This window comes from Pyxidicoccus sp. M15 (genome assembly GCF_056858435.1).
On sequence record NZ_CM166495.1, the window covers coordinates 11,938,315 to 11,962,980 of the forward strand.

The 24,666-nt window shown below is 71.6% G+C and carries 22 protein-coding genes; 13 read left to right on the forward strand and 9 right to left on the reverse strand.

The annotated features are described in order from the left end of the window. Positions 1-210 precede the first annotated feature (210 nt). Both ACX9TP_RS44330 and ACX9TP_RS44335 read left to right on the forward strand, forming a co-directional pair. Positions 211-2,763 (forward strand): M1 family metallopeptidase, encoded by a 2,553-nt coding sequence (locus ACX9TP_RS44330; protein ID WP_482976749.1) that lies wholly within the window; start codon positions 211-213, stop codon positions 2,761-2,763. After that, a complete protein-coding gene (locus ACX9TP_RS44335) occupies positions 2,760-4,151 on the forward strand; it encodes a DUF6986 family protein (protein ID WP_482976750.1) in 1,392 nt (463 codons plus the stop codon). Before ACX9TP_RS44330 ends, ACX9TP_RS44335 begins: the two co-directional genes overlap by 4 nt. Here the strand turns inward: ACX9TP_RS44335 and ACX9TP_RS44340 are convergent. After that, positions 4,109-4,729, reverse strand: coding sequence for a hypothetical protein (locus ACX9TP_RS44340; protein WP_482976751.1), 621 nt, complete (start codon positions 4,727-4,729; stop codon positions 4,109-4,111). The genes ACX9TP_RS44335 and ACX9TP_RS44340 overlap by 43 nt on opposite strands. Positions 4,730-4,903: 174 nt before the next feature. On the opposite strand from ACX9TP_RS44340, the gene ACX9TP_RS44345 reads away from it, so the two are divergent. The 5 genes from ACX9TP_RS44345 to ACX9TP_RS44365 all read left to right on the forward strand — a co-directional run bounded on the left by ACX9TP_RS44345 (position 4,904) and on the right by ACX9TP_RS44365 (position 11,499). Then, positions 4,904-6,862, forward strand: a complete 1,959-nt coding sequence (locus tag ACX9TP_RS44345) for a toxin-antitoxin system YwqK family antitoxin (protein WP_482976752.1) — start codon at positions 4,904-4,906, stop codon at positions 6,860-6,862. After that, positions 6,859-8,157 carry a peptidase M16 family protein gene (locus ACX9TP_RS44350; protein WP_482976753.1) on the forward strand — a complete coding sequence of 433 codons (1,299 nt, stop codon included), beginning with the start codon at positions 6,859-6,861 and terminating at the stop codon, positions 8,155-8,157. The genes ACX9TP_RS44345 and ACX9TP_RS44350 overlap by 4 nt, the downstream gene beginning before the upstream one ends. Before the next feature lie 2 nt (positions 8,158-8,159). After that, positions 8,160-9,443 (forward strand): M16 family metallopeptidase, encoded by a 1,284-nt coding sequence (locus ACX9TP_RS44355; protein WP_482976754.1) that lies wholly within the window; start codon positions 8,160-8,162, stop codon positions 9,441-9,443. 70 nt (positions 9,444-9,513) lie between these two features. After that, positions 9,514-10,986, forward strand: a complete 1,473-nt coding sequence (locus ACX9TP_RS44360) for a hypothetical protein (protein ID WP_482976755.1) — start codon at positions 9,514-9,516, stop codon at positions 10,984-10,986. 105 nt (positions 10,987-11,091) lie between these two features. After that, entirely contained in the window at positions 11,092-11,499 is a 408-nt protein-coding gene (locus tag ACX9TP_RS44365; RefSeq protein ID WP_482976756.1) for a hypothetical protein, read from the forward strand. A 10-nt stretch (positions 11,500-11,509) separates the two neighbouring features. Here ACX9TP_RS44365 and ACX9TP_RS44370 read toward each other — a convergent pair whose 3' ends face one another. The 5 genes from ACX9TP_RS44370 to ACX9TP_RS44390 form a co-directional block, all read right to left on the reverse strand. Further along, on the reverse strand, positions 11,510-12,577 hold the full coding sequence (locus ACX9TP_RS44370) for a DUF2804 domain-containing protein (RefSeq protein WP_482976757.1): 1,068 nt from the start codon (positions 12,575-12,577) through the stop codon (positions 11,510-11,512). A gap of 87 nt (positions 12,578-12,664) precedes the next feature. Next, complete coding sequence (locus ACX9TP_RS44375) at positions 12,665-13,198, reverse strand: DUF2378 family protein (protein WP_482976758.1); 534 nt, start codon at positions 13,196-13,198, stop codon at positions 12,665-12,667. Between the two features lie 107 nt (positions 13,199-13,305). Beyond that, positions 13,306-14,478 carry an ABC transporter permease gene (locus ACX9TP_RS44380; RefSeq protein ID WP_482976759.1) on the reverse strand — a complete coding sequence of 391 codons (1,173 nt, stop codon included), beginning with the start codon at positions 14,476-14,478 and terminating at the stop codon, positions 13,306-13,308. Beyond that, positions 14,475-15,209, reverse strand: a complete 735-nt coding sequence (locus tag ACX9TP_RS44385) for an ABC transporter ATP-binding protein (RefSeq protein WP_482976760.1) — start codon at positions 15,207-15,209, stop codon at positions 14,475-14,477. The genes ACX9TP_RS44380 and ACX9TP_RS44385 overlap by 4 nt, the downstream gene beginning before the upstream one ends. A 1-nt stretch (position 15,210) precedes the next feature. Then, the gene (locus ACX9TP_RS44390) at positions 15,211-16,737 is read right to left on the reverse strand and encodes an alpha/beta hydrolase (protein ID WP_482982326.1); all 1,527 of its coding nucleotides are present in this window, start codon (positions 16,735-16,737) and stop codon (positions 15,211-15,213) included. A 117-nt stretch (positions 16,738-16,854) separates the two neighbouring features. On the opposite strand from ACX9TP_RS44390, the gene ACX9TP_RS44395 reads away from it, so the two are divergent. The 4 genes from ACX9TP_RS44395 to ACX9TP_RS44410 all read left to right on the forward strand — a co-directional run bounded on the left by ACX9TP_RS44395 (position 16,855) and on the right by ACX9TP_RS44410 (position 19,390). Then, positions 16,855-17,697, forward strand: coding sequence for an LEA/WHy family protein (locus ACX9TP_RS44395; protein ID WP_482976761.1), 843 nt, complete (start codon positions 16,855-16,857; stop codon positions 17,695-17,697). A gap of 105 nt (positions 17,698-17,802) precedes the next feature. Next, complete coding sequence (panD, locus tag ACX9TP_RS44400; RefSeq protein ID WP_482976762.1) at positions 17,803-18,195, forward strand: aspartate 1-decarboxylase; 393 nt, start codon at positions 17,803-17,805, stop codon at positions 18,193-18,195. A gap of 89 nt (positions 18,196-18,284) precedes the next feature. Next, the gene (locus ACX9TP_RS44405; RefSeq protein ID WP_482976763.1) at positions 18,285-18,728 is read left to right on the forward strand and encodes a hypothetical protein; all 444 of its coding nucleotides are present in this window, start codon (positions 18,285-18,287) and stop codon (positions 18,726-18,728) included. Between the two features lie 29 nt (positions 18,729-18,757). Then, the gene (locus ACX9TP_RS44410) at positions 18,758-19,390 is read left to right on the forward strand and encodes an EcsC family protein (RefSeq protein WP_482976764.1); all 633 of its coding nucleotides are present in this window, start codon (positions 18,758-18,760) and stop codon (positions 19,388-19,390) included. 34 nt (positions 19,391-19,424) lie between these two features. Here the strand turns inward: ACX9TP_RS44410 and ACX9TP_RS44415 are convergent, their stop codons facing one another. After that, complete coding sequence (locus ACX9TP_RS44415) at positions 19,425-20,180, reverse strand: peptidoglycan-binding protein (protein ID WP_482976765.1); 756 nt, start codon at positions 20,178-20,180, stop codon at positions 19,425-19,427. Between the two features lie 330 nt (positions 20,181-20,510). On the opposite strand from ACX9TP_RS44415, the gene ACX9TP_RS44420 reads away from it, so the two are divergent. Continuing rightward, positions 20,511-21,110, forward strand: coding sequence for a MarR family transcriptional regulator (locus tag ACX9TP_RS44420; protein ID WP_482976766.1), 600 nt, complete (start codon positions 20,511-20,513; stop codon positions 21,108-21,110). A 43-nt stretch (positions 21,111-21,153) separates the two neighbouring features. On the opposite strand, the gene ACX9TP_RS44425 is transcribed toward ACX9TP_RS44420, so the two are convergent. After that, on the reverse strand, positions 21,154-22,869 hold the full coding sequence (locus ACX9TP_RS44425) for a carboxypeptidase-like regulatory domain-containing protein (protein ID WP_482976767.1): 1,716 nt from the start codon (positions 22,867-22,869) through the stop codon (positions 21,154-21,156). After that, positions 22,866-23,729: an exonuclease/endonuclease/phosphatase family protein gene (locus ACX9TP_RS44430; protein WP_482976768.1), complete on the reverse strand. Its 864-nt coding sequence runs from the start codon at positions 23,727-23,729 to the stop codon at positions 22,866-22,868. The genes ACX9TP_RS44425 and ACX9TP_RS44430 overlap by 4 nt, the downstream gene beginning before the upstream one ends. A gap of 305 nt (positions 23,730-24,034) precedes the next feature. Between ACX9TP_RS44430 and ACX9TP_RS44435 the strand changes: the two genes are divergently transcribed. Beyond that, complete coding sequence (locus tag ACX9TP_RS44435; RefSeq protein ID WP_482976769.1) at positions 24,035-24,634, forward strand: hypothetical protein; 600 nt, start codon at positions 24,035-24,037, stop codon at positions 24,632-24,634. The last annotated feature ends 32 nt before the right edge of the window (positions 24,635-24,666 follow it).

The following is a 24,666-nucleotide window of genomic DNA, read 5'->3' on the forward strand; positions in this document are numbered from 1 at the left end:
TCGACCCCTGTGTCTTTCGACGACGACGACAACCTCTCCACGGCCCGGCAGCGCGTCTACCGGATGCGTCCCGCCTCTTCGCACCCGCTCGTCCCACGCCCGACCACCTCCTCCCCCCGTCGCCGCGCCCGGCCTTCAAGGGTGTGACGGCGGACAACCGCCACTTAAGTCCAGGCACGACGCGGCCTGGACGCTACATTCCCAATCCCTATGGCGCATCCGACCGAAGACAAGAACTTCCGCCTGCCCGATACCATCCGTCCCCGTCGCCACGTGGCCACCGTCACGCTCGACCTGGACGCGCGGACCTTCTCCGGACAGCAGACCATCGAGCTGGAGCTGGCCGAGCCGGCGAAGGAAATCATCCTCCATGCCATCGCCCTGCAGCTGGGTGAGGTGACGTTCCGCGCGGGCGGCGAGCAGCGCAGGCCGTCCTCGCTCCAGCCCATGGCGCAGAGCGAGACGGTGGTGCTGCGCTTCGACACGCCGCTGCCCGCCGGGGCCGCGTCGCTGGACGTGGCGTGGACAGGCCGCTTCACCGAAGGCCTGCGCGGCCTGTACCAGGCGGGCAAGGTGGCGGCCACGCAGTTCGAGGCCGCCGACGCGCGCCGCCTCTTCCCCTGCTTCGACGAGCCGGCCTTCAAGGCGAAGTGGGCCCTCTCCGTGCGCGTGCCGCAGGGGCTCACCGTGCTGGGCAACGGCCCGGTGGTGAAGGACGAGCAGGACGGCGGCCTGCGCAAGGTGACGTTCCAGGAGACGGAGGTGCTGAGCAGCTACCTCATCGCCCTCGTCGTGGGTCCCCTGGTGGGCACCGACGAGGAGAAGATCCAGGGCGTGCCGGTGCGCACCTGGTCCCTGCCGGAGAAGGCGCACCTGACGCGCTTCGGCCAGGACGTGGCGCTCAACGTGCTGCCCCGGCTCCAGGACTACTTCGGCCTGCCCTATGCCTTCACCAAGGTGGACCAGGTGGGCATCCCCGACTTCGAGGCCGGCGCCATGGAGAACGCCGGCCTGATTACCTACCGCGAGGTGGCGCTGCTTTTGGACCCGGCCACCGCGCCCCTGTCCGTGCAGAAGCGCGTGGCGGAGGTGGTGACGCACGAGCTGGCGCACCAGTGGTTCGGCAACTGGGTCACCATGGTGTGGTGGGACGACCTGTGGCTCAACGAGGCCTTCGCCACGTGGATGGCCTTCAAGATTGTCGACCAGTGGCGCCCCGAGTGGCGCATGTGGCTGGACTTCGACGCGCACCGCGCCAGCGCGCTGCACCTGGACGCGCTCAAGTCCACGCACCCCATCCACGGGGTGGTGCGCAACGCGGGCGAGGCCGGTGAGAGCTTCGACGCGATTACGTACGAGAAGGGCGGCGCGGTGCTGCGGATGATTGAGGGCTTCCTCGGAGAGGGCCCCTTCCGCGAGGGCATCCGCCAGTACATGCGCAAGCACGCGCGCGCCAACGCGGTGAAGGAAGACCTCTGGAACGCGCTGGGCGAGGCCGCGAAGCAGCCGGTGGAGGAGCTGGCCACGGCGTGGGTGGGCCAGAGCGGCTTCCCCCTGGTGACGGCGAAGCTGGACGGGCGCACCCTGCACCTGTCGCAGCGGCGCTTCTACTCGGAGCCGGGCGTGCAGAGCGGCGAGAAGTGGCCGGTGCCCATGGTGCTGCGCTTCGAGGACGGCACGGGCGTGCGCGAGCAGCGCGTGCTGCTGCGCGACGCGCAGGCCGCGGTGAAGCTGGAGGGCTCGGGCGACGTGAAGTGGCTCACCGCCAACGCCGGCTCCACCGGCTTCTACCGCGTGGCCTATGACAAGCCCGCGCTGGAGAAGCTGGCGGCGAACGTGAAGGCGCTCGCGCCCTCCGAGCGCATCTCCCTGCTGGCGGACCAGTGGGCGCTGGTGCGCTCCGGGCAGGCGTCGATTGCGGACCTGCTCGATTTGGCCGGCCGCTTCGGCGACGAGGAGGACGACTCCGTCCTGGACGAGCTGGTGGGGCGGCTGGCGTACGTGGAGGGCCGGCTGCTGGACGGCGAGGAGCAGGAGCGCTTCCGCCGGTGGGTGGAGCGGCTGCTCGGCCCGGGCCTGAAGCGCGTGGGCTGGCAGGCGGCGGCGGGCGAGTCGGACCGGGTGAAGCTGCGGCGCGCGGCGCTGGTGCGGGCAATGGGCGGCCTGGCGCGCAGCCCCGAGGCCCTGGCGGAGGCCCGCCCGCGCGTGGCCCGCATGCTGGCCGGCGACAACGACGCGCTGGAGCCCAACCTGCTGGACGCGGCGGTGGCCATGGTGGCGCGCGCCGGGGACACGGCCCTCTTCGAGACCTTCCTCCAGCGGATGCCGAAGGAGCCGGACCCGGCCACGCAGCGCCGCTACCTCATGGCGCTCGCCGGCTTCGAGGACAAGGCCCTGGCCGAGCGCGCGCAGGGGCTGCTCTTCACCGACACGGTGAAGACGCAGGACGTGGCCAGCTTCATCGCGGGCCTGCTGGGCAACCGCACCGGCCGCGAGGGCTGGTGGGGGCAGATGCAGAAGCGGTGGAAGGACGTGATGGCCCGCACGGGCAGCGCGCCCATGCTGATGCGCCGCATCGTCGAGGCCATGGGCATGCTGCGCACGCGCGAGCACCTGGAGCAGATGAAGGCGCTCCTGCAGGCCAACCCCGTGCCCGAGGCGCAGCAGGCCACGGCGCAGACGCTGGAGCGGCTGTCCCAGGACGTGGCGCTGCGTGAGCGCTGCGCCTCCGAGGTGTCCGCGTGGCTGAAGAAGCAGCCGTGAAGACGACGCTGACGCCGTCCAGCCTCGCCGGCGCCCGCGAGGCCCTGCGCCGGGCCAACACCGCCTTCGAGCGGGCGTACCCCGGCGAGTCGCCGCGCCGGCAGCCCGTGCACGTGGTGTACGGCGGGGCCCACCTCTTCCGCGCCAACACGGCGCGGAAGCTGGGGGACCTCGCGCTCGCCGCGCTGAAGGAGTACGCCCCGGACGCGGCCGAGCTGGCCCACGGCCTGGGGCTGCCCCAGCGCGGCCGCTTCGCCCAGCGCGTCTACGGGCGCGTGGTGGACAAGCTCGAGCGCGAGCCGGTGGAGGATTTGCGCGTCGACTTCGAGGACGGCTACGGCCACCGCCCCGACGCGGAGGAGGACGGGCACGCCGTGTCCGCCGCCGAGGAGATGGCGCGCGGCCTGGAGCAGGGCTCGCTGCCGCCGTTCATCGGCATCCGGGTGAAGTCCTTCACGGAGGAGCTGTTCGAGCGCTCCTCGCGCACGCTGGACTTGTTCCTCACCACCCTGCTGGAGCGCACCGGCGGGAAGCTGCCGCCGTCCTTCGTCGTCACGCTGCCCAAGGTGTCCTTGCCCGAGCAGGTGGCGGCGCTCGCGCGCATCCTGGAGGTCTTCGAGACCCAGAAGGGGCTGGCGCCGGGCTCGCTGGGCCTGGAGCTGATGGTGGAGACGCCGCAGTCCCTGTTCGACGCGGAGGGGCGGCTGCACCTGCCCCGGCTGGTGGCGGCGAGCGCGGGGCGCTGCACCAGCGTGCACCTGGGCGTGTACGACTACACCGCGGCCCTCAGCGTCAGCGCGCACGTGCAGAGCATGCTGCACCCGTCCTGTGACTTCCTGCGCGACGTGGTGCAGGTGTCGCTCGCCGGCACCGGCATCATGCTGGCCGACGGCGCCACCCACGTCATGCCGATACCGCCGCACCGGGCGCAGGGCGAGGAGTCGGTGCTCCCCACGCAGCGGCGGGAGAACATGGAGGCGGTGCACCGGGTGTGGCAGCTGTCGTACCGGCACATCCGTCACTCGCTGGAGCGCGCGTGGTACCAGGGGTGGGACCTGCACCCGGGGCAGCTGCCCGTGCGCTACGCGGCGGTGTACGCGTTCTTCCTGGAGGGGCTGGACGCCGCCTCGCGCCGGCTGAAGGCCTTCCTGGAGAAGGCCGCGCAGGCCTCGCTGGTGGGCGACGTGTTCGACGACGCGGCCACCGGGCAGGGCCTGCTCAACTTCTTCCTGCGCGGGCTGAGCTGCGGCGCCCTCAACCAGGACGAGGTGCTCGCCGCGGGCCTCACGCTGGAGGAGCTGCGCAGCCGCTCCTTCCGCGCCATCGTCGAGTCACGCCGGGCCGCTCAGAGCAGCTCGATGGAGAGCGACAAGTCACACATGGAATAGGAGTCCTTGGCCCGCGACGTCTCGAAGGTGATGCGCACGCCCTCGTCGTTCGTGGCGGTCACCATGCGGCGCGGGTCATAGGAGTTCACCCGCGAGTCCGCCCAGGTCCAATCCCGGGCGCACGACTCCATGAGGTACGACGAGAAGATGTGGAAGCGGTCCTGCAACGGCTTGCACTGCTCGTTGGCCTGGACGCAGTAGACGTAGTCGCCCAGCACGCGCGTGCTGTAGACGGAGCAGCGGAAGTCCTCGATGCCCTGCCTCGACTCCCAGATGCTCACGTCCTCCGCGTAGCTCTTCTGCGGAGCGCCGCGCAGGGGCACGAAGCCCTTGCCCGCCGCGCGAAGCAGGCTCTTCACGCTCTTGCAGAAGGCCCCACGGTCCGGGAGCGCGGAGCGCTCGGCGGGGCCGCCCGGCTCGATGGTGCCCAGCTTCACGTCTCGCGACGGCAGCTCCTTGTACGGTAGGGAGTTCCGGGGGCGATACGAGCCGGAGGACTGCGCCTCGGCCGCGTGCGCGACGAGTAGGGCCACGGTGACCCCGAGCAACTGGATGGTGAGGTCTCGATGACACCGCATGTCTGACTATCCCCCTCGCATGTCTGAGAAGCGAACGCAGCCCTATACGCAGCTCACGACATGAGGTCAATGCCACGCCATTCACCGGCTGTGAGTCCTGGCAGCATTGGCGGTGACTCATGTCTGGGCACGCTCTTCGGCTAGAGTGCGGGCCGGCTCCGCGCAGAAGGTGAAATGTCCTCCCAGCCGCCTCCAACTCCAGAAATCCTGGAGACAGCACCTCAAATCAAGACATCACCTGAAATCCTTACACAGCCCCGGCAGCTGACGGCGCTCGTCTGTGTGGGGGCGGCCTTCGTCGCGGCACGACTCCTCCAGCTCGCGGCGCCCCTGGAGGTGCCCAGGGCGTTCCAGGCCTGGGTGCTGTGGCCCGTCCTGTGGGGTGCACCGCTGGAGGTGGACCGGGTGCCCGCGCTGGCCGCCCTGCTTCCCTGGCTCTGCTGGGGCGGCGTCCTCCTGCTGGGAGGGGAGCTCCAGCGCAAGGCGGGTGGGCCGCGTCCCCTCTCCCGCCTGCAGCTGTTCGCACTGGCCTTCGTTCCGGGGTACCGGCTCTTCGGCCTCACGTACTCCTTCCGCGAGCTGGCGAAGGAGTCGTCGCCCCGGCGGGCCACGGCGTTGAGGGTGGGTGTTTCCGGCCTCGTCTTCCTGCACCTCGCCGTCGCCGGGGCCCTGGTCCTGGAGGCCTGGAAGAACACCCCGGAGTGGGCGTTCGGGGTGCTCGTCACCGACGGCATGCTCCTGCTCGTGCAGGTCCTCGTGCTGCTGGGCCACGTCCAGGCGCTGCGCGAGCTCGCGGCCCGGCCTCCCGCTCCGGTGCTCCCCGCCGCCGAAGTCGCACCGACCCCGGCCGAGACGGACGCGGCCCCGGGGCTCGACTGCCCCGAGTGCCCCGCGCCCGCGCCCCTCCTCCGGGAGCCCGGCCAGCCCGGTCACCACTGCGCCCGCTGTGGCGGAGACCTGCTGTCCGCCGTGGAGCAGGGCGCCCTGCTCGCGCAGGAGGAGCTGCAGGGCGCGGAGCCGACGGGACGGCAGGTGCCTTGCGCCTCCTGCGGGGGAAGCGTCCCCACCGTGGCCCTGCGCGGGAGCATCCTCTCGCGCTGTGCCGACTGCGGCGTGGCGTGGCTGCGCGCGGGCATGCTGCACCGGCTCACCGGAGGCAGCCATGGCCGCCCCCGTGCCCGGCCCACGCCCACCCCGGAGCGCAACGCGACGCGCCCCCTGTCGCCGGCCCTGAGCGGCGCGGCGCTGGCGGGCTCGCTCTGCGTCGCCGTCGGCGTCGTCCGGCTGCTGTCCGTCAGTCCTCCCTGCACACCGGACACCCGCCACCAGCGCACGGTGCGCGCGGACGGCTGGGCGCTGCACCAGTGCCTCGACGAGAAGGACAAGCAGCAGGGCACCTCGTGGCTTCGGGACGCGCGCGGGCGCCTGCGTGAGGAGACGGCGTGGACCGCGGGCCAGCGCTCGGGGGCCTTCCGTCACTGGGACGGCGCCGGGCGGCTGCGGGCGGAGGGCGCGTACCTGCAGAACCTGCCCACCGGCACCTGGAGCTACTTCGCCGAGTCGGGCGCCCTGGTGGCGCGGTCCTCCTACGCCCGGGGGCGACTGCACGGCGAGAAGCTGGAGCAGGCCGAGGACGGCACCCCGCTGGAGCGACGGCACCACGAGGATGGGCAGCTCCACGGCCCGTACACCCTCTACTTCCCCAGCGGCCGGACGCGTGTGGAGGGCCACTACCGCCAGGGACGCCGGCATGGGGACTGGACCCGCTACGACGAAGCGGGGAAGCGGGTGGACGCCACCTGGTGGAATGACGGGCAACGCGCACTGGTGCTCGGCGTGGAGAGCGCGACGCCCGCGCCCGCCGCCGTCGCCCTGGCGGCGGCCTCGGCGTCACCGGCCCCGGCCCCCGTGCCCGTGGACGCGCTCTACGGAGGGCACCCCCGGGAGTGGTGGGACCAGCGCGTGAGGCGCCTGTGGATGCAGCGGGAGGCTCCGGAGGGCGCTTCCCGCTATGCCCTCACGGTGCACCGCGCCGGCCTCAACGGGCTCGCGGTGGAGGAGACGAATGCAGGGCCCAAGGTGGTCGTCGCGCCGCGGCCGGAAGACGCGCTGCTGGGAAGGGAGTCGCCATGAGGAGCCCGCGGTCCTGGTGGGGCGTCCTGACACTGCTCTGGGCCTGGAGCGCCGCCGCCGCCCCCTTCGAAGTCCAACGCTCGCGCGAGTCGGCGGACCACCCGCAGCTCGTGCTCGCCCCTCGCGAGGGCGCGGGCACGGCGACGCTCGTCGTGCTCTTCCAGAGCGGCCGGTTCGACGAGGCGGGTGACAGCGGGCTCACCCGGGTGACGCAGCATGTGATGCTGGAGGCCAACAAGCGGGGCCGCTACGACGACCTGGTCCGGGAATTGTTCGGCACGGGGGCCTCCCTGGAGCTCGTCACGGGCCTGCGCCAGAGCGCCTTCATCCTCGACGCCCACGTCGACGACTTCGACGCGCTGGCGCAGCGGCTGCTGCCGCTCCTGCTGGCCCCCCAGCTGGCCCCCGCGAAGTTCGAGGCGGCCATCGAGCGGGCCAGCCAGGACCCGAGGCTGACGGCGCAGGACGACTTCCTCGAAGCGCGCCTGGCCATGGCGCTGTCCAGTGACTCCCGCTACGCGGCCGGGCCGCCCGCCAACGCGTCGAGCGCGCAGAGCTTCACGGAGGACATCGTGGCCTCTCACATGGCCAGCGCGTTCAACCCGCGCAACGCGGTGGTCATCGCGGCGGGCGCATTCGACGCGGCGGCGCTGCGCCGCACGGTCTCCCGGTACAAGGGCGGCCTCTCCTCGCCGGTGGCGCGGCTGGAGCCCCGGCTCCCCCTGAAGGTCGAGGTCCCCGCCCGCAGCGACGTGAATGTGCTGGCCTACCCCGTCCAGCTCACCGGGCCCTCGGAGGCCGCCGCGCTCCGCGTGGTGGGGCACCTGCTCCGCGAGCGCATGGAGCAGCGCTTCCGCGGCATGGGCGTGGGCTACTCGCAGGACGCCGCGCCGCTGCTGACGCCGTGGATGGACGCGCTGGTGCTGACGCTGCCCGCGAGCGACCCGTCGGCGCTGGACCTGGGCCCCTTCCTCCTGAAGGAGGTGGCCGCGGTGCGCGAGGGCAAGGTGACGCCCGAGGAGTTCGCCGCCAGTCGTGGCGCGGCGCTCGCGCGGCTGCGCCTGGAGGACCCGCGGCCCGGGGCGGTGGCGCGCCAACTGGCCGACAGCCTCCAGACACCGGCCTGGTACTCGGGCGAGGTGGAGGCCGCGCTGGCCTCGCTGACACCCGAGGAGCTCACCCGCGTCGTCGCGCCCTGGCTGCGCGAGGACCGCCTCGTCCACCTGAGCTTCAGCCCGCGCACCGCGCCCGTGCGGCAGCCCCCCAGACCCGGCAACCGCTCGAGGCGGAGATGACCATGCGCTTCCTTCGCCCCTGGCGACAGCTGCTCCTGCTGCTCTGCACCGTGTGCCCCGCCCTGGCGGGCGCCGCTTCGTCCTCCACCGCCGAGCTGCTGGCGGACGGCACGGAGCTGGTGGTGGTGTCTCATCCTGGAGCGGCCACGGCCTCGCTGCGGCTGGTGGTGCGCTCGGGCGCCTCTCGCGACCCGTCCGGCAAGGAGGGCCTCGCGCACCTGCTGGAGCACCTGGTGTTCCACGGCAGCCACGACCTGCCCGGCGCCGCGCTCCGCTCGCGCGTCGAGGCCGCGGGGGGCACGCTCAACGCCTTCACGTCGGCGCAGTCCACGGTGTACGCGCTGGACGCGCCAAGGGACGCCTTCCTCCCCCTGGCCCGGGACGTGCTGCGCATGGTGACGAGCCCGACGCTCCCCGGCGGCAAGTGGCTGGAGCGGGAGCGCGGCATCATCAAGACGGAGAGCCTCTACCACTTCACGCAGGGGAGCCTGGCCAGCCAGGTCGAGGAGGCGCTGTTCCAGGAACCCTCGCTGGAGCACGCCATCATCGGCACCGCCGAATCGCGCGAGCGCATCACCCGCGACGACGTGGTGGACTTCTACCGGCGCCACTACGTCACCTCCAACATCTCGCTCGTGCTCACGGGCGCGGTGGACGCGCAAGCCGCGCGCCGGCTCGCGGAGGAGGGCTACCGCCTGCCGCCCGCGCTTCCCGAGGAGGCCGTGCCGCCCTCCGTCGAGCGGGCGACGTACCCGGCGGTGCAGCAGACGCGCGCGTCCGCCACCTTCGTCACCCTGGGGTATCCCATCGACAGCGGGGACAGGGACACCTGCCGCGCGGTGGCGGACCTGCTCCAGCTCCGGCTGCTGGGCGAGGTGCACGTGAAGGAGCCCATCGTCTCCAGCATGCGCGTGCTCTGCCTCAACCTGCGTGGCAATGACTTGCTGCTCGCCTTCGCGTACACGCGCTCCATCGAGGGCTCGCGGCTGCCCTACCTGATGCAGGAGACCTTCGATGCGCTGGCCACCCGTCCTCCGAGCGCCGCCGAGCGCAAGCTGCTGGAGAAGCGGTGGAAGCGCGCGGCCGGCCCCGGGCTGGTGGACGAGGCAACACTCGCGGATGCGGTCGCCGCCCGGGCGGCGGAGCCTCGGGAGAAGGGGCTCACCGACCTGGGCTTCCTCCAGCCGCCCCCGGTGCCCACCGGCGCCGAGCTGAAGGGCTTCGTCCGCCGCTACTTCCTGGAGGAGCGTGCGGTGCACATCACCAGCTCTCCGCTGGAAGGCTGAGGTGACTGACGCCGCGGCAGGGTCGGGCTAGCGTCCTCCCGCGCTACCCTTCCGTGCTCCGAGTCCACCGATGCGGCGAATCGCCCTCCTGCTGTGCCTCGCCACCGCCTGTGCCGGCCCGACACGGACATCCCGGCCGGGAGCCGGACAGAGCGGGGCCCCGGAGGGCGGGGCCACGACGGGGACCTCCACCGGACCGACGGAGCCCGAACCCACGGGCCCCTTCGCACGGGAGCAGCCACCGCTGCCGAAGCACCGGGTGGACTCGCCCGAGCGCATCTTCACCGCGGAGGTGGAGGCCAGCGCGCCGCCCACGCTGGCGCGCAACGAGGGCTCCACGCGCATCGACATCCCCCTGGGCACCGGAGCCGCGCTGGCGTGCTTCATCTACGAGCGGCCGCTGGACGCCGCGGGCTCGCTGCTCGCGGTGGCGAAGGCGGTGCGTGAAGGCCCGGGCGTTACGGTGCGACAGATGTTTCCCACGGAAGTCACCGTAGTGGCGGGAGCGCCGGCCCTGTTCTTCCGCGTGGACTACGAGACGACTGCACCGGGGCAGATGAAGCTGATGGTGAGCACGAGCCGCGCGCTGCCGCTGCTGTGCGCGCACGACGAGCCCGGCTACGCGCGGACGTTCCGCCGCATCACCACCGATTTGGCCCGCACGCTCCAGGTCCCCGGCCGCTCGCGTCCGTCCGAGCAGCGAGGCGAGGAACTCCGAGTGCTGAAGCTGGACGGAAGGCTCGCCGGCTTCGAGTGGCGCACGTCGCGGAGCGAGGCGACAGGCCACACGCGCACCGAGTCCACCACCAGCCTGCTCCTCCCCGGCACGGACGGCACGTTGCGCGCGGAGGACGCCACCACCACCACGCTCACCGACGAGCAGGGCCACCTGACGGAACTGCGTCATGCGCGGGCGGAGAATGGCGCCCTGGCCTTGCAGGTGACGCTGCGGCGCGAGAAGGAGCCGGCCTCCCGCACCACCGCTGCTACCGGGACGCCCACCACGCAGCATGAGGCAGCAACGCGCAATGGCCGCGGCGCCGAGCCAGCCCCCCCTGCAGCGCGCACCGTCCCCGGCACCCAGGGTAAGACCCGCGGTGCGGAGTCCCCCAGCCCGGAAGCGCGCACCGTCCCCGGCACCCAGGGCAATGCCCGTGGCGCCGAGCCCGCCAGTCCGGAAGCACTCACCGTCCCCGGAACCACGTACCGCTACGAGGGACGTCAGGGTCCGCGCGCCCTGAAGGGCACCTTCACCTCGAAGCGGGGACTCGCCACGGACGACGACGTCCGCCTCGCCGTGAGCAGGTGGCTGTTGCCCGGAGACAGACCGGAGGTGGTGCTCGACGTGTACCGCCCGGCCGACGACGTCACCGCGCCGCTGGAGCTCACCCTGCGCCGTGACTCATCCGCCAGCGCGCTCACGCTGACCGTCGGCACCAGCACCGCAAGGGCGAGAGCCAGCGCCCGGGGACAGCTGGAGTGGCTGGAGCAGGTCCGTCCCGAGGGGAAGCTCACCTCCGAGCTCATCCACACGTCGCCCTGACACCCGTCGTCATCGATAACCACGAGTTATCGATGAGGCCTGGGCTTGTTACGTGCCGTAACCAACTCCCGCCGGTAGGTTCACGCCTCATTCAAGGGGGTGGCCGTGCAGAAGTGGTTGAAACACGTGGAGGAAGTCCTGTTCAGCGGAGGGTGCATCTTCGTCGGAGGCGTCGCGGCCCTCTGGGCCCGGTCGGTGTCCTCCGGGGAGCCCTCCGGGGAGTGGTGGCTCCTGAGGCTGGCGCTGACGGCGCTTCCCGCGGCCCTGCTCGCGCTGGTCTCCACGTTCCTGCGTCAGGATGACGCGCGGCGCGGCTGGCTGCGCTTCGCCATGTTCGAGCTCGTGGCGGTCCTGCTCGTCATGCTCGAGTGGTGTCTCAACTGGGGCTGGGACGGCTCTCCCGACTTCGCCAGCAAGGTCGACATGCTGCTCCCACGCCTCGTGGACGTCGCCGTCTACGCCGTGGCGATGAATGTCTGGCGGCTGGGCCGGCGCAGGGAGACGCCGGCCTGAAGCCGCCCCGTCACCACAGCATGTCCTGGTCCTCGGTGACGCCGGGCACGTTGTTCAGCTCCAGCGTGCGCCCGCCCAGCTTCACCGTGCCCTGGAAGAGGCCCACCGGCTGCGCGAAGTGACTCACCACGAGGCGCAAATCCCGCTCCTCGCGGTGCACGTGGAACGGCTGGAAGCGCAGGTCCACCGCGCCATCCACCGTCGTCAGCCGCCACGGCTCCATCAGCTCCTTCGGGTTGTACTCGAAGCGCGCCCGCGCCAGCGGGTACAGCCTGTCCCCGAGCCACAGCGCATTCTCGTTCGCCTCGACGTTGCCCTCGTTGAAGCCCTCCACGAGGTTGATGCCCACCGGCATCCCATCCGCCAGCCGTCCCGCCGCGAAGGCCCAGCGCCACGCCGTGTGCCGCGCCAGGTAGCCCTGCGTGTAGTCCATGCCGCCCACGCCGCCGTCGAGCCGGAAGCGCTTGCCGCCCGCCTCCAGGCTGCCGAAGGACAGCAGGCCGTTGCGCTTCATCGTCACGTTGACGAGCCCGTCCCCCTCCACCGGCGCAATCACCGTCAGCGCGGGCGGGCCGCCCGCCACCAGCAGGTCCCCCGCCCACTGGAAGGACTGGAGGCTGCCGGTGCGCAGCCGGCTGACATCCACCTCCACGTGGTAGCGCTCGTCCTCCTCGCCACGCCGCACCGACAGCCGGCCGCCCAGCGTCCGGAAGCGGGCGTTGAGCCCCGCCCCGGGCTTGTCGCCCAGCTCCACCATGGGCCCGGGCGCGCCCAGGAAGCTCACGTCGCACAGCGGCCGGCGCTCCTTGAGGTCCAGCGCCACCGCGAAGGCGCTGGCCGTGTAGCCCAGGTCCACCACCGCGAAGAGGGCCGCGACTTCCGGCGTGGCCGCGAAGGTGTAGTGCCAGCGCTTGCGCTTGAGCAGGCGCGTGGTGCGCGTGGGAGACCACGCCCCTTGCAGCTTGGGGAGGTCCACCTCGGGCAGCTCGCCCTGGTATGTGCCAAATCGGGGCTCACCCCGCGCCGAGGCCACGGAGGCCGGCGCGGGGGGGAGGGAGGCTTCTCGCTCGGGCGTCATCTGCCCCCATTGGAGGACAACCGCGAGCGGATGTCATCCGGAGTCGCCCACCAAGGGCCACCCCGCCGACATTGCCGCCCCGCGGGGCTACCACGTGATGTGAAGATCGAAACTCATGGGCGAGTGACGCTCGGTGGTGATGGTCGCCTCGGCGCGCGCCAGCTTCAGCCACTCCAGCAGGACGCCCGACATGAAGCCCGACAGCACCTGGAACTCGTTGCGGAACTCCATGCGGAAGGTGCGCTCCGCCAGCTGCACCAGCGTCACCCGCAGCGGAGAGCCGTCCATCAGCACGTGGTCCGGGAAGCGCTTGAGGTAGCGCACCGGGCCCAGCATGGGCAGGCCCACCGCCACCGCCTTGCCCATCAGCGTCTGGATGAAGCCCTGCACGAAGCTGCGGCCCACCTGCAGCCGCGCGGCTTCCAGCTCCAGGTCCGGATACAGGTGCGCGCAGGTGACGTCCACGCACCGGTTGAGCACCCCGACGGGGTACTCCGCGTCCAGGGAGTTCAGCTCCACGCCCTCGGCCCGCAGCAGCTCCACGAGCACTCCGTCCGCCCGCAGTCCCTTGATGAAGAGGTGCTCGAACACCGTCGCGCGGGTCATCGGCTCGGTAGGCATGGGCTCGAAAGCCTCACACCGTCCGGAAGGAAACGGAAGCGCGCCGAAGGCAGGCGGGCGGCCGAGCCCGGGGGTGCGCGCCGAGCCACTCGGGTGCGTGCCGACCCTCAGCCGCGGCCGAAGATGATGCGCTCCTGCGTGAGCAGGTGGGAGGTGATGCGCAGGGCGAGCGCCGCCACCACCAGGCTGGAGCCCGCGGCGATGAGGAAGGGTAGCGGGCCCAGCGCTTCGCCCCGCATCACCTCACCCGCGAGCAGCTCCTGCCCGAGCACCGGCACGGCGAACATCCACAGCTTCGTCTGCAACGGGGACAGCGCCAGCACCATGCCCGGCAGCATGGGCACCACCATGAGCAGGGACAGGTACGTCTGCGCCTCCTTGAAGGAGCGTGCATACGTGGACACCCACAGCTGCACGGCCGACGCGGCCAGCGTCAGCGGCAGCACCGCCACGGCCATGCCCAGGGCGGCCGGCGCGTCGAAGCGGGCCTTCACGCCCAGGTCCTCCAGCGGCACGCGCCGCACCACGAGCAGGTAGCCCACCAGCGTCAGCAGCACCGCGCCGACCGCCATGGCGACGGTGGCCATCCACTTGCCCGCCACCACCGCGCCGCGCGGGGCGGGGTTGAGCAACAGCGGCTCCAGCGAGCCGCGCTCGCGCTCGCCGGCCATGGTGTCGCTGGCCACCTGCATGCCGCCCGCGAAGGCGGCCAGCACCAGGAAGAGGGGCACCATGTTGAGCACGCCCGCCGCGGTGCGCTCGGGCGTGGACAAGTCCAGCTCCTCCACCCGCACGGGGATGGCCAGCTCCGGGGCGATGCCGCGCGCGTAGAGGCGCTGGTTGCCCAGCATCCCCGCGTACGCCTCCAGCAGCCGGCGCGCGCGCAGGGTGGAGTGGCGCGCGGACTGGCGCGAGCTGTCCACCACGAGCTGCACCTCGGCGGTGCGTCCGGAGGAGAACTCCTTGCCGTAGTCCTCCGGGACGATGAGCACCGCGTCCAGCGTGCCCGCGCGGATGAGCGCCTCGTAGTCCTTCGGCGCCTCCTTGAGCGTGGCCCCGTAGCGCTCCAGGAAGGCCATCAGGCTGGGGGCGTGCTCGCGCCCCACCACCGGCAATTCCAGCGGCCGGTCCTGCCGGTACCAGGAGGCCAGCAGGTTGAACATCACCAGGAAGACGACGGGGCCCAGCAGCGGGAACATCACCGCGGTGAGCACCGAGCGCCTGTCGCGCAGGTGGTCCTTCAGCTCCTTGCGGAAGACGGTGCCGGTCAGACGCCTCATTGCATCAGCCCCTGCTCGCTGCCGATGGTGGCCACGAAGGCCTCCTCCAGGCTGTCCTTGCCGGTGCGCGCGCGCAGCTCGTCCGGCGTCCCGTCCGCCACCACGCGCCCGTGCGCCACCACGACGATGCGGTCACACAGCGCGGCCACCTCCTGCATGACATGGCTGGAGAACACCACGCACCGCCCCTCCGCCTTCAGCTGCCGCAAGAGCGTGCGCACCGCGCGGGTGCTCATCACGTCCAGCCCGTTGGTGGGCTCGTCCAGCAGCACGTTGCGCGGCCCGTGCACCAGCGCGCGCGCCAGCGCCACCTTCACCCGCTGGCCCTGGCTGAAGCCCTCGGTGCGCCGGTCCGCGATGTCCTTCATGTCCAGCAGGTCGATGAGCTCCGCCACGCGCGCGTCGAGCGCCGCGCCGGACAGGCCGTGCAGCTCGCCGTAGTAGCGCGCATGCTCGCGGGCGGTGAGGCGCGGGTAGAGGCCGCGCGTGTCCGGCAGCACGCCTAGGGCGCGGCGCGCGTCCTCGGGCCGCTGCACCACGTCCACGCCGTCCACCAGCGCGGTGCCGCCGTCCGGGCGCACCAGCGTGTAGAGCATGCGCAGCGTCGTCGTCTTGCCCGCGCCGTTGGGGCCCAGCAGGCCCGTAATCACGCCGTCCCGCGCGGTGAAGGACACGTCCTCCACCGCCGTCACCGCGCCGAAGCGCTTGTGCAGGTTCCTGGCTTCAATCATCTCAAGGCACCGGGCCGGCGAAGGAGGTGAAGAAGGGAGGCCGGGTGAGGCGGGTGCCGCACGAAGGCGTCAGCCCCTCCACACTCCCGCGCGTGAGCAAGTCATTCATCAGCGTGCGCGCGCAGTCCGCGCCCACCGTGTTGTGGCCCACGCCGGGCACCACCACGTGCAGGCTGTGGCTGAGCGTGCGCTTCGCGTCCTCCGCCCACACGGGCGGCGTCACCGGGTCCAGCTCTCCGGAGAGCAGCAGCGTGGGCACGGCCGACACCACCGGCTCGCGGTAGCCCGCGGGCAGCGCTGCCTTCGGCCAGTCCGCGCAGATGGCCAGCGTCTCGAGCCCCATGTCCGGGCCGAACCACGTCCCCTTCGCCTCGCGCTCCACCGCCGCCGCGTCGAAGAAGGGCGCGTCCTCCGCGCAGACGACGGCGTAGTACAGGCCATGGCTCACGGTGCGGCCCGCGCTCTCCGACTGGCCCACGCCCAGCGCCACGAAGGGGGCCCACTCGCCGCGTGCCGCCCTGTCCAAGGTCAGCGGCACCAGCGACGCCATCTCCGGGCTGTAGAGCTGGCTGAACAGCTCCGACAGGAAGGCCCTGCGCGACAGGGTGAGCTCCTCCGGCACCCCGGTGAGCGGGTGCGGCACCTGGGCGCGCGCGGGCTGGGCCGCCAGCTTCGCCAGCAGTCCTTCCGTGCGCGGCCGCAGGTCCGGGTACGCCTTCGCGCACGTCGCGTCCTTCTCGCAGTGGGCCAGCAGCGAGTCCAGCGCGTGCTGCCCGTCGCGCGGCGCGTTCAGCGGCAGGTACAGGCTCATGGGCGCCACGCCGTCCAGAATCGCGGTGCGCACCCGCTCCGGGTGCTGGCGCATGTACACCAGCGCCGCGCGCGTGCCGTAGGACACGCCCCAGAGATTCACCTTGTCGTAGCCGAGCGCCGCGCGGACCTCGTCCAAATCGTCCATCGCGTTGGGCGTGGTGTAGTGGCGCACGTCCGCGGCCCAGCCCTCGCGGCACCTGCGCAGCTTCTCCACCGCGCCGCGGTCATCGAAGCGCGCCGCCAGCCCCTCCTCCAGCGGGTGCGGCTCACACTCCAGCGGGTTCGAGTCCCCGGTGCCGCGCTGGTCCACCAGGACGATGTCGCGCTTGCGGCGGATGCGCTCCAGCGCCAGGAGGACTTGCGACACGCGCGACGCCGCCTGTCCCGGCCCGCCCGCCAGCAGCACCAGCGGGTCCGGCTCCGCCTGGGCCGCCAGCGCCGGCACCACCACCACGCGCAGGGCAATCTTCCGGCCCGCCTTCGCCGCGCGGTCCTCGAACACCTCGTACGTGCCGCACAGCGCCTGGCTGGCCACTCCCTCCAACCGGCAGGGGCTGAGCGCCAGCTTCCGGCCTTCGGCGCCGGAGGGCCCGCCCCGGGAGCAGCCCGCCAGCGCCAGCGCCGCAAGCCCCAGGGCCAGCCAACGAAGGGCTCGGAGCCGGGGCGGAGGAAAGGAGGGGATGTGTGTCCGGACCCCGGGCAAGGGTGCCTCCATCATGGTGCGGGGAGACCTGCCACATACCACCCGGCCCACAACGCGGTACACCCATCCGCCATGCCCGGACGGCGGCATTGAATCCGCGATAGAAAACCCGCGTCTGGTGATACGCCCATGCCCAAGATGAAACGCGCCCTCCTCGTCCTGGCCGTCCTGTCCTTCACCACCCTGACGGGCTGTGCCGCCCTCCAGAACCTGCTGAAGGGGGCCTTCAAGAAGCCCACCCTCACCTTCAAGACGGCCCGCCTGTCCAGCGCGTCCCTGTCCGACGCCACCGTGGACCTCGTGTACGAGGTGAACAACCCCAACAGCTTCGGGCTGGACCTGGCCTCGGTGGACTACTCCTTCTTCGTCGAGGGCAAGCAGGTGGTCGCCGGCAAGCCGAAGAAGGGCCTGTCGCTCAAGAAGAACGGCAAGAGCGAACTGGTGTTCCCCGCCAACGTGAGGTTCGCGGACATCGCCCCGGTGGTGGAGACGTTCCTCAACAAGGACAAGGCCGCGTACAAGGCCGAGGGCAGCGTGGGCATCAAGACGCCCATCGGCGTGCTCAACTTCCCGCTGTCGAAGGAGGGCGCCTTCGAGGTGCCCAAGATTCCGCAGGTCTCCTTCCAGTCGCCCCGCATCAAGGGCATCAGCGGCACCAGCGCCACCATCGAGTTCCCCCTCGAAATCAAGAACCGCAACAGCTTCCCCCTCCCCGTGGCCGGCATCACCGGCGCGCTCAAGGTGGGCGGCGCGAATGTGGGCAACCTGTCCACAGGCAACCTGGGCCTGCTGGACGGCAGCGGGACGAAGCAGGTGACGCTGCCGCTCACCATCAACCTCTTGAGCGCGGCCTCGGCGGCCATGGCGCTGCGCTCGGGTGGAAGCGCCCAGGTGAAGCTGGACGGAAAGCTCACCTCGGACACCCAGTCCGTGCCGCTCAGCCTGAGTCAGCTCCTCAACTTCGTGAAATGACGCCTGCCTGCTCCCCGGGCGACGAGGACTGAACCCCAGGGTTGTCCCGGAGCACTCTTGACGTTACGGTGGGTCGTCATCCCCCCAGGTTCCCGGACTTCCGCCATGCGCCGCATCCTCTTCAAGTCCAAGATCCACCGAGCCACCGTCACCCAGGCCGACCTGGACTACGAGGGCTCCGTCACCATCGACGTGGACCTGCTGCGCGCCGCCGACATCCTCCCCTACGAGAAGGTGGCGGTCTGGAACGTCACCCGGGGCACGCGCCTGGAGACGTACGCGCTCGAGGGCCCCTCGGGCAGCGGCGTCATCTGCATCAACGGCGCGGCCGCGCACCTCAACCAGCCCGGCGACCTGGTGATTCTCGCCACCTTCGCCGAGGTGGAAGAGGCGGAGCTCGCCGGCTGGAAGCCCACCGTGGTGTTCGTGGACGGGAAGAACCGCATCGTCCCCGGCATCCAGGAAGAGATTCCGGGCCCCCAGCGCCGCTCGGCCTGAGTCCGCGCCGCTTTGCCCCTCCGGGTGCCTTTTGCCATGCTCCGCCCATCCTTAAGAAAGGGGCGGATGGCCCCGGAGGCAGGCATACGATGAGGCGGATGTGGATGGCGGCCGGTGCGCTCGCGCTGGTGCTCTCGGGTTGCAAGGCCATTGGCTCGTTCCGCCCCAATCCCAACGACGAGGACCCCATCTACGGGGTCATTCCCGTCGTGAAGGCGCCTCCCAGGGACCGCTGTCAGGTGCATGGCAGTTCCAACGCGCGCTCCGCGTGCGACGAAGCCATGTACCTCGCCACCGAGTACACCCGTCGGCTGTCGGTGGGTGACGAGGTGTGCCTGGAGGGTGGCTATGGCGAGGAGCCGGGCGGCGCGTGCAAGGCGCGCGCGGCCGTCATCGACACGTCGCCCAACCAGGTGAAGCTGGAGGTGCGCGGGGCGAAGCCGGACTCGCGCTGGTTCAACGTGGAGATGCGGCACGCCTGGTACGAAGAGGGCGCGCTGGTGGACCTCTACCTGTCCGAGCGGGGTTATTAGAGGACAGGCGGGACAAGGAGGAGTGACGAATGGGCATCTACGACCGGGTGGCCGAGCGGCTGGCCTTCATGAAGATGCTGACCCCCAGCGAGCTGAAGAAGCTCGGCTCGGCGAAGCTGTCGGACATCGTCACCGCGGAGGTGGCGCGCGCGCGCGTCCGCGTGGCCGAGCTGGAGAAGCGCTACCCCCAGTCGCAGCCGAAGGACCTGGCCCAGCGCCTCATCGACGAGAAGAAGAACCTCGCCGGCATGGTGGGCGGCGTGAGCGGCGTCTTCGGCCTGGTGGCGCTGCCGGCGGACCTGCTCTTCATGGCGTACCTGCAAGTCATCCTGCTCACCGACGTGGCCACCCTCTACAAGGCGAACCTCAAGACGGAGCGCGCCCGCGGAGAGATGCTGGACCTGCTGGGCTACGCCAACGGGATTGGCCCGCTGCACCGCGCGGGGCCCAAGGTGCTGGGGAAGCTGGCCGCGATGATGCTGGAGAAGGGCGGCATGCACACGCTGGGGCGGGCCATGCCGCTCGTCGCCGCGCCGATTACGGCCTACTTCAACAACCAGCACATCCAGATGGTGGGCGAGCAGGCCGTGCGCTTCTACGAAGGCTTCGACAAGGCGCACGCCAAGGCGAAGGCCCACCGCCAGAAGGCCACCGGAAGCTGACGCGCGGCCTCGTGCGGCGCCCGGACTTCCGCCTTCACGGCCCGGGCACCTGCGCGTAGCCCAGCAGCCGGTCCATGTGGCGGAGCGCGTAGCTGAAGCCCCGCACGCGCGGGCCGTGGCTGCCCTCCACCGTGTAGAGCATGCCGTACGCCACGTGGTGCACCAGCCCCACGTGGTCCTCGTGGCCGTCCGCGTCCACGCGGGACCAGACGACGAGGTCCCCCGGCTGGGGCGTGTAGGGCTCTCCCGACAGGTGGGCCCAGCCGCGCTGCCCCAGCTCGCCGAAGAGCTTCCGCGCGCTGACGATATAGGGGAAGGGCGGGCCGCCCGGGTCCTGCCAGAAGCACCAGCTCACGAAGCCGGCGCACCAGGTGCTGCCCTCGGGCGCCAGGCCATGCAGGTACTTGCGAATCCACGGCCCCGCGTTGGGCCCGCCCTCCTCGCCCGCGCCCGCCTTCAGCTCGCCGAGGGCCGACTCCAGCGCATGCCTTCCGCGCGCGCTGCCGCCCAGCTCCGGCAGCGGCATGACGGTGAAGTCGATGGCGGGAGGATGCACGAGGAAGGGTCGCAGGTGCGTGAGGCTCCACCACGTGGCCGGCCCCACCTGCCCGTCCGCCACCAGCGGCGCGCCGTTGGAGTCCAGGTTCTGTGCCTGGTAGGTGACGAGCGCCGCGCGTGTGGCCTCACCGAAGTCGCCGTCCACGACCAGCGGGTAGCCCCGCTGGGTGAGCAACTCCTGCAGCCGCCGCACCTCGGGCCCCGAGTCCCCCAGGGCCAACCCGCGAGCCATGGTGTCCCCCCCGTCCCTCCATGGTGGGGACGCGGGCCCCCCTGGACTCCTGGCCGAAAAGGCGCGGCGCGTGCCCGGTCCTGAACCCACACCCACCCCTCGGGGATGGACGTGCCCGGCACCTGCTCCGGGTGAACAGACGACGCCTTCCGGCCAACCCGGAAGGGATGATCCACCGAGGCAATCGCGATGAATTCGCAAGGGGTCCGATATGCCCTCCGGGGCCCGGACGTTGTTCTTCCCAGCCGGGGCGGAAGCCCCATCGAAGCCAGGTGGCAGGGCGGACTTTTCGGCCGGAGAAGCCGCGGCCCCCATAGCGGAGGCGTGCAGATGTCTGAGCTCTCGATGGAAGTGCGCGTGCAGGTCGCGAGGTTGCGGAATCTCATCATCGATGTAGCGCGCTGCGGCGCGCTGAGCAGCCCACTGGGCTCGCTGCCGCATACCGAGCTGGACCCCATGGAGGTCCAGGCCATCTGGTGGCTGAAAGCGGAGAGCCTCCTGCCCGTCAACGTCCTCGCCGACCGCCTGGGTGGCATTGCCCTTCCCCGCCTCAGCCGGCTGCTGGACCGGCTGGAGGACGCGAAGCTCGTCCAGCGCGAGCGCTCCGTGCGGCATGACCGGCGCCGCGTGCGCGTGCGCCTCACCGAGCAGGGCCGCGCCCTGGCGGAGCAGGCGGACTCCGTGGTCCAGGAGCGCATGGCGAAGCTGCTGCTGCCTCTCGGGGGGGAGCAGCGCAGCGCGCTGATGGACATGCTGGAGGGCTGGGTGGAAGCGATGGGCTGCTGGAACCGCGCCGAGGAGCAGGCCGCCGAGGAGACCGATTCGGAAGCCACCGGGCCGGCCGCCGTCGAGGTGCCGCCCGAGCCGCGTGCGCCGCGGCCGATGCTCGCTCGCGCAGAGCCTGACGCCATCACCGCCAACGCGGCCTGAGCGCTGGGAGCCCGGGGATGGGCCCGGGCTCCCGGCGGCAGCATCACAGCCGGACTTCCACCACGCCCGACGCCTCGCAGGCCGCGGTGGCCTCACCCGTCCACGGAGGATGACCGTCCGCCTCCACCTCCAGGTGGAGCGAGTCGGCGCGCACGCGGCCCAGCCGCCAGCGCCCCTCCGCGTCCGTGCGGCCTCGCGCGGGAGGCAATGAGCCCAGGGTGCTGGCGCTGGTGACGAGTGCTCCGTACACCGGTGCTCCCGCCACCGTGACGCGCACCTCGCAGGGCACGCCGCCCTCGTCCACGCGCACGGAGACGGTGCGCTCCGTGGCGTCCGTGCCCAGCTCCGCGGAGGTGCTGGCATGGACCTCGTACGGCGAGGCCGCGGCCAGCACGCGGTACGTCCCGGGCGGGTGCAGCGACACGGCCACGCCGTCCTCCTGGTCATGGAAGACGTCGGCCGGGTGCGTGCGCCACGAGCCGCCCGCGTCCCGCCGCTGCAGGAGGAACACCGGGTAGGGCCTGCGCGCCCGTGACTGGAGCTGCGCCCGGGTGAAGTCGTCCATGCGCAGCACCAGCCAGCGGTACACCGGCACGCGCCACGTCACCTCCGCGTCGGACGCTCCGGGCTCCGGGAGGAATTCGAAGTCCTGCTGCGCGGGCGCCACGGGGCGTCCGGAGGGCGGCGCCTCCACCTGCACGGTGAAGCGCGAGGCCCGCCACGATGGCAGCCCCGGCGCGGTGAAGCGTCCATCCGGCTCCAGCGCCACGGCCTCGCCCTCCGGCCCCAGCAGCCGCGCGCCGGGCGGGGGCCGGACCGAGCCCTCCAGCAAGATTCGCCCTCGCAGCGTCACCGTGCCGCCCACGCCCCCCGGGAAGAGCGCGTCCACGTCGAGCACCACCGTCTCCACGCGCCCCTCGCGCAGCGGGACCTCCACGGGTCCACCTTCGCGTCCCGAGGCGCTGCGCAGCCACAGCCGCACAGAGGGATCCGGCGGCAATGGCAGCAACTGCGTCTCCCCTGCTTCCGAGGTCAGCGGTATGGGAGTGCCATCCCGCAGCGCCGCCGCCACGACGGGAGCCGCGTGCGCCACCACCGGCAGGATTTCGCTCGCGCGCTCGGCGGTGCGCGGGTCCACGTCCACCACGCGCTCCAGTCTCACGGAGAACGGCCCCTGCTCCGGCCGCGCTCCCGCCAGCCGCACGCGGACTCCGGTGGGCCGCCGCGCGCGCAGCACGCCCACGTCCACGAGGCCCGCCGCGGACTCCGGCACCACGTCGCCCCACCAGAACGTCCCATCCGGCTCCCAGGCGAGCACCCGGTAGCGGTCCGCCACCGGCACCGGCTCCGGCCCCAGCGTCCCGCCCGAGACAGACGGCGTCACCGCCGCCGGACGCCATGCCGCCACGTTCGCCAGGTCCTCCAGCCGCTCCGGCCCCGCTCCGCCACCGCCCTCGCGCTTCGCCCCCTCCCACGTGCGCCGGTCCTCCTCGGAGATGAACGCCGCCCCCACGCGCGCCTCGCCATGGAACGGATGCTCACCCTCCAGCACCGCGCGCAGCCTCGGGCCCTCCGGCTCCGCGCGCGCGGGCACCCGCGGAACGTCAGACACTGGCGTCACCGCCTCCGCGACCACGGCGGGACGCGCGGGCACGGCCCCGGTCTCCAGCGCCCGAGGCCACACCCACCACGACACGAGCCCGGCCACCACCAGCACGGCGGCCAGGCTCCACCCTGCCCTGTGAAGCGTGCGCCTCAATCCGTGTCGCTGCTGGAGTACAGGGAGACGTAGACGGGCGCGTGGTCCGACAGCCGGGTGACGAAGTCGAGGGTGCTGGCGATGTAGTCGCGGCCCGACGAGGAGAACTCCGTCACGTACGTGCCCTGCATCCAGAAGTGGTCATACGCGTTCGCGAAGCCACCGCTGGTGTTGAGCGTCGTCGCCACGTCGAGCTTGCAGGACACCGCCGGAGACAGCCCCGCCAGCTCGGACCACGAGGCGCCGGAGCAGGCCATGTTGTGGTCTCCCACGAGGATGACGTCCTGGTCGCTCGAGCTGCCGTCCTGCACCGACTTGAACACGGTGTCGATGTTGCGCACCTCCACGTCGCGCTCGGCGGCGGTGCCCCAGATGGCGTGCCAGTTGATGAAGGTGTAGTCCGCGCCCGTGGGCGTGTGCCGCACCTTCACGATTTGCGGCTCGCGCTCGAACTTGTCGCCCGAGTCGCTGTACACCGAGGACGACAGCAGCGACACCGTGTCCGTCCGGTACAGCACCGCGTAGATTTCCTTGTACGACGAGCGGCCGATGAGCGGCGTCTGCGCGTAGCTCCACGACACGCCGGACACCTGCGTGAGCGCCTGGGCCAGCGCCGGCATCACGCTGGTGTTCATCACCTCCTGGAGGAACACCAGGTCACAGCCGTTGTTGGACGTGCTGTTGGCGCCGAACTGGTTCCAGATCTGCTTCGCATCGTCCGTGTACGTCTGCTCCGCCGTCCAGCCTTCGTGACGCAGGTTCCAGCTCACCACCCGCAGGTAGGAAGCCGCCTGCGCCAGCGAGGGAACGACGAGAGCGACCAGCACCACCGCGTTCAGCACAAAGGACGGCAGTCTCATGCAGGCACCTCGAAAGGGGGGCGGCCGCGGGGGACGGCCGCACGCGCGGGGCACCACGCGCGAGGTCCGTCGTAGTGGACTCAAGGTGTTAGGGGCAACAAACGTTCTTGAAACGTAAGAAACAACCAAGGTCCAAACACACCCACCCTTGAGTCGAACGGCGTCGGCGGCGGAGCGACGAGCGCGCGTCGACCGCCCATAAACGCAACTTGATTGCATCTACATCTTGGATACATATTGCGCGCGTGCCATCGCACACCTGTCGCAGTGGCAGGCCCCCAGCAGTCCCGATGAGGAACCCACCCATGAAGACCTGGCAGCTGTTCGAGAAGTCCCTGCTCACCGCCTGCGCGGCGGCCCTGTTCACCGCCTGCGGCGCCCCGTCCGAGGAGCCCGCCGCCGGGCAGGACTGGGAAGCCACGATGACGTCGGAGGAGCAGGGGCTGCTCGCCTCGTGCGACCCGGTGGAGCTGGGCGAGGTGACCGAGCACGCCTGCATCCACGCGGAGCTCGGCCCCTTCCAGTCCGTCACGGCCGCCGCCCTGGGCGCGCCGGTGCTGGTGGACGTGAGCCTTCCGCACACCGGCTACAACATCACCCTGCCCGCCACGGGCTTCTGCGGCTGGGGCGGCCGTGTCGGCTTCATCCCCGACGAGTCCGGTGAGTTCGCCTTCCTCCTGTCGCGCCACCGCGGCGTGCGCATCTACGACGCCGCCACGGGCGTCGAGGTCGCCCGCGAGTGCCGCTACAGCGTGCCCACCAGCGTGTGCGGCGCCCTGAAGACCGCCATCGTCGCGGACCTCGAGGGCGGGACGGAGTACCACCTCCAGTTCCTCGCCATCGCGGAGCGCAACTCCGAGTTCACCCTGGTCATCGAGGAAGCGGCTCACGACCACGAGGAGTAGCCCCGCCAGCCCGGGGCCCGCGGGCGAACGAA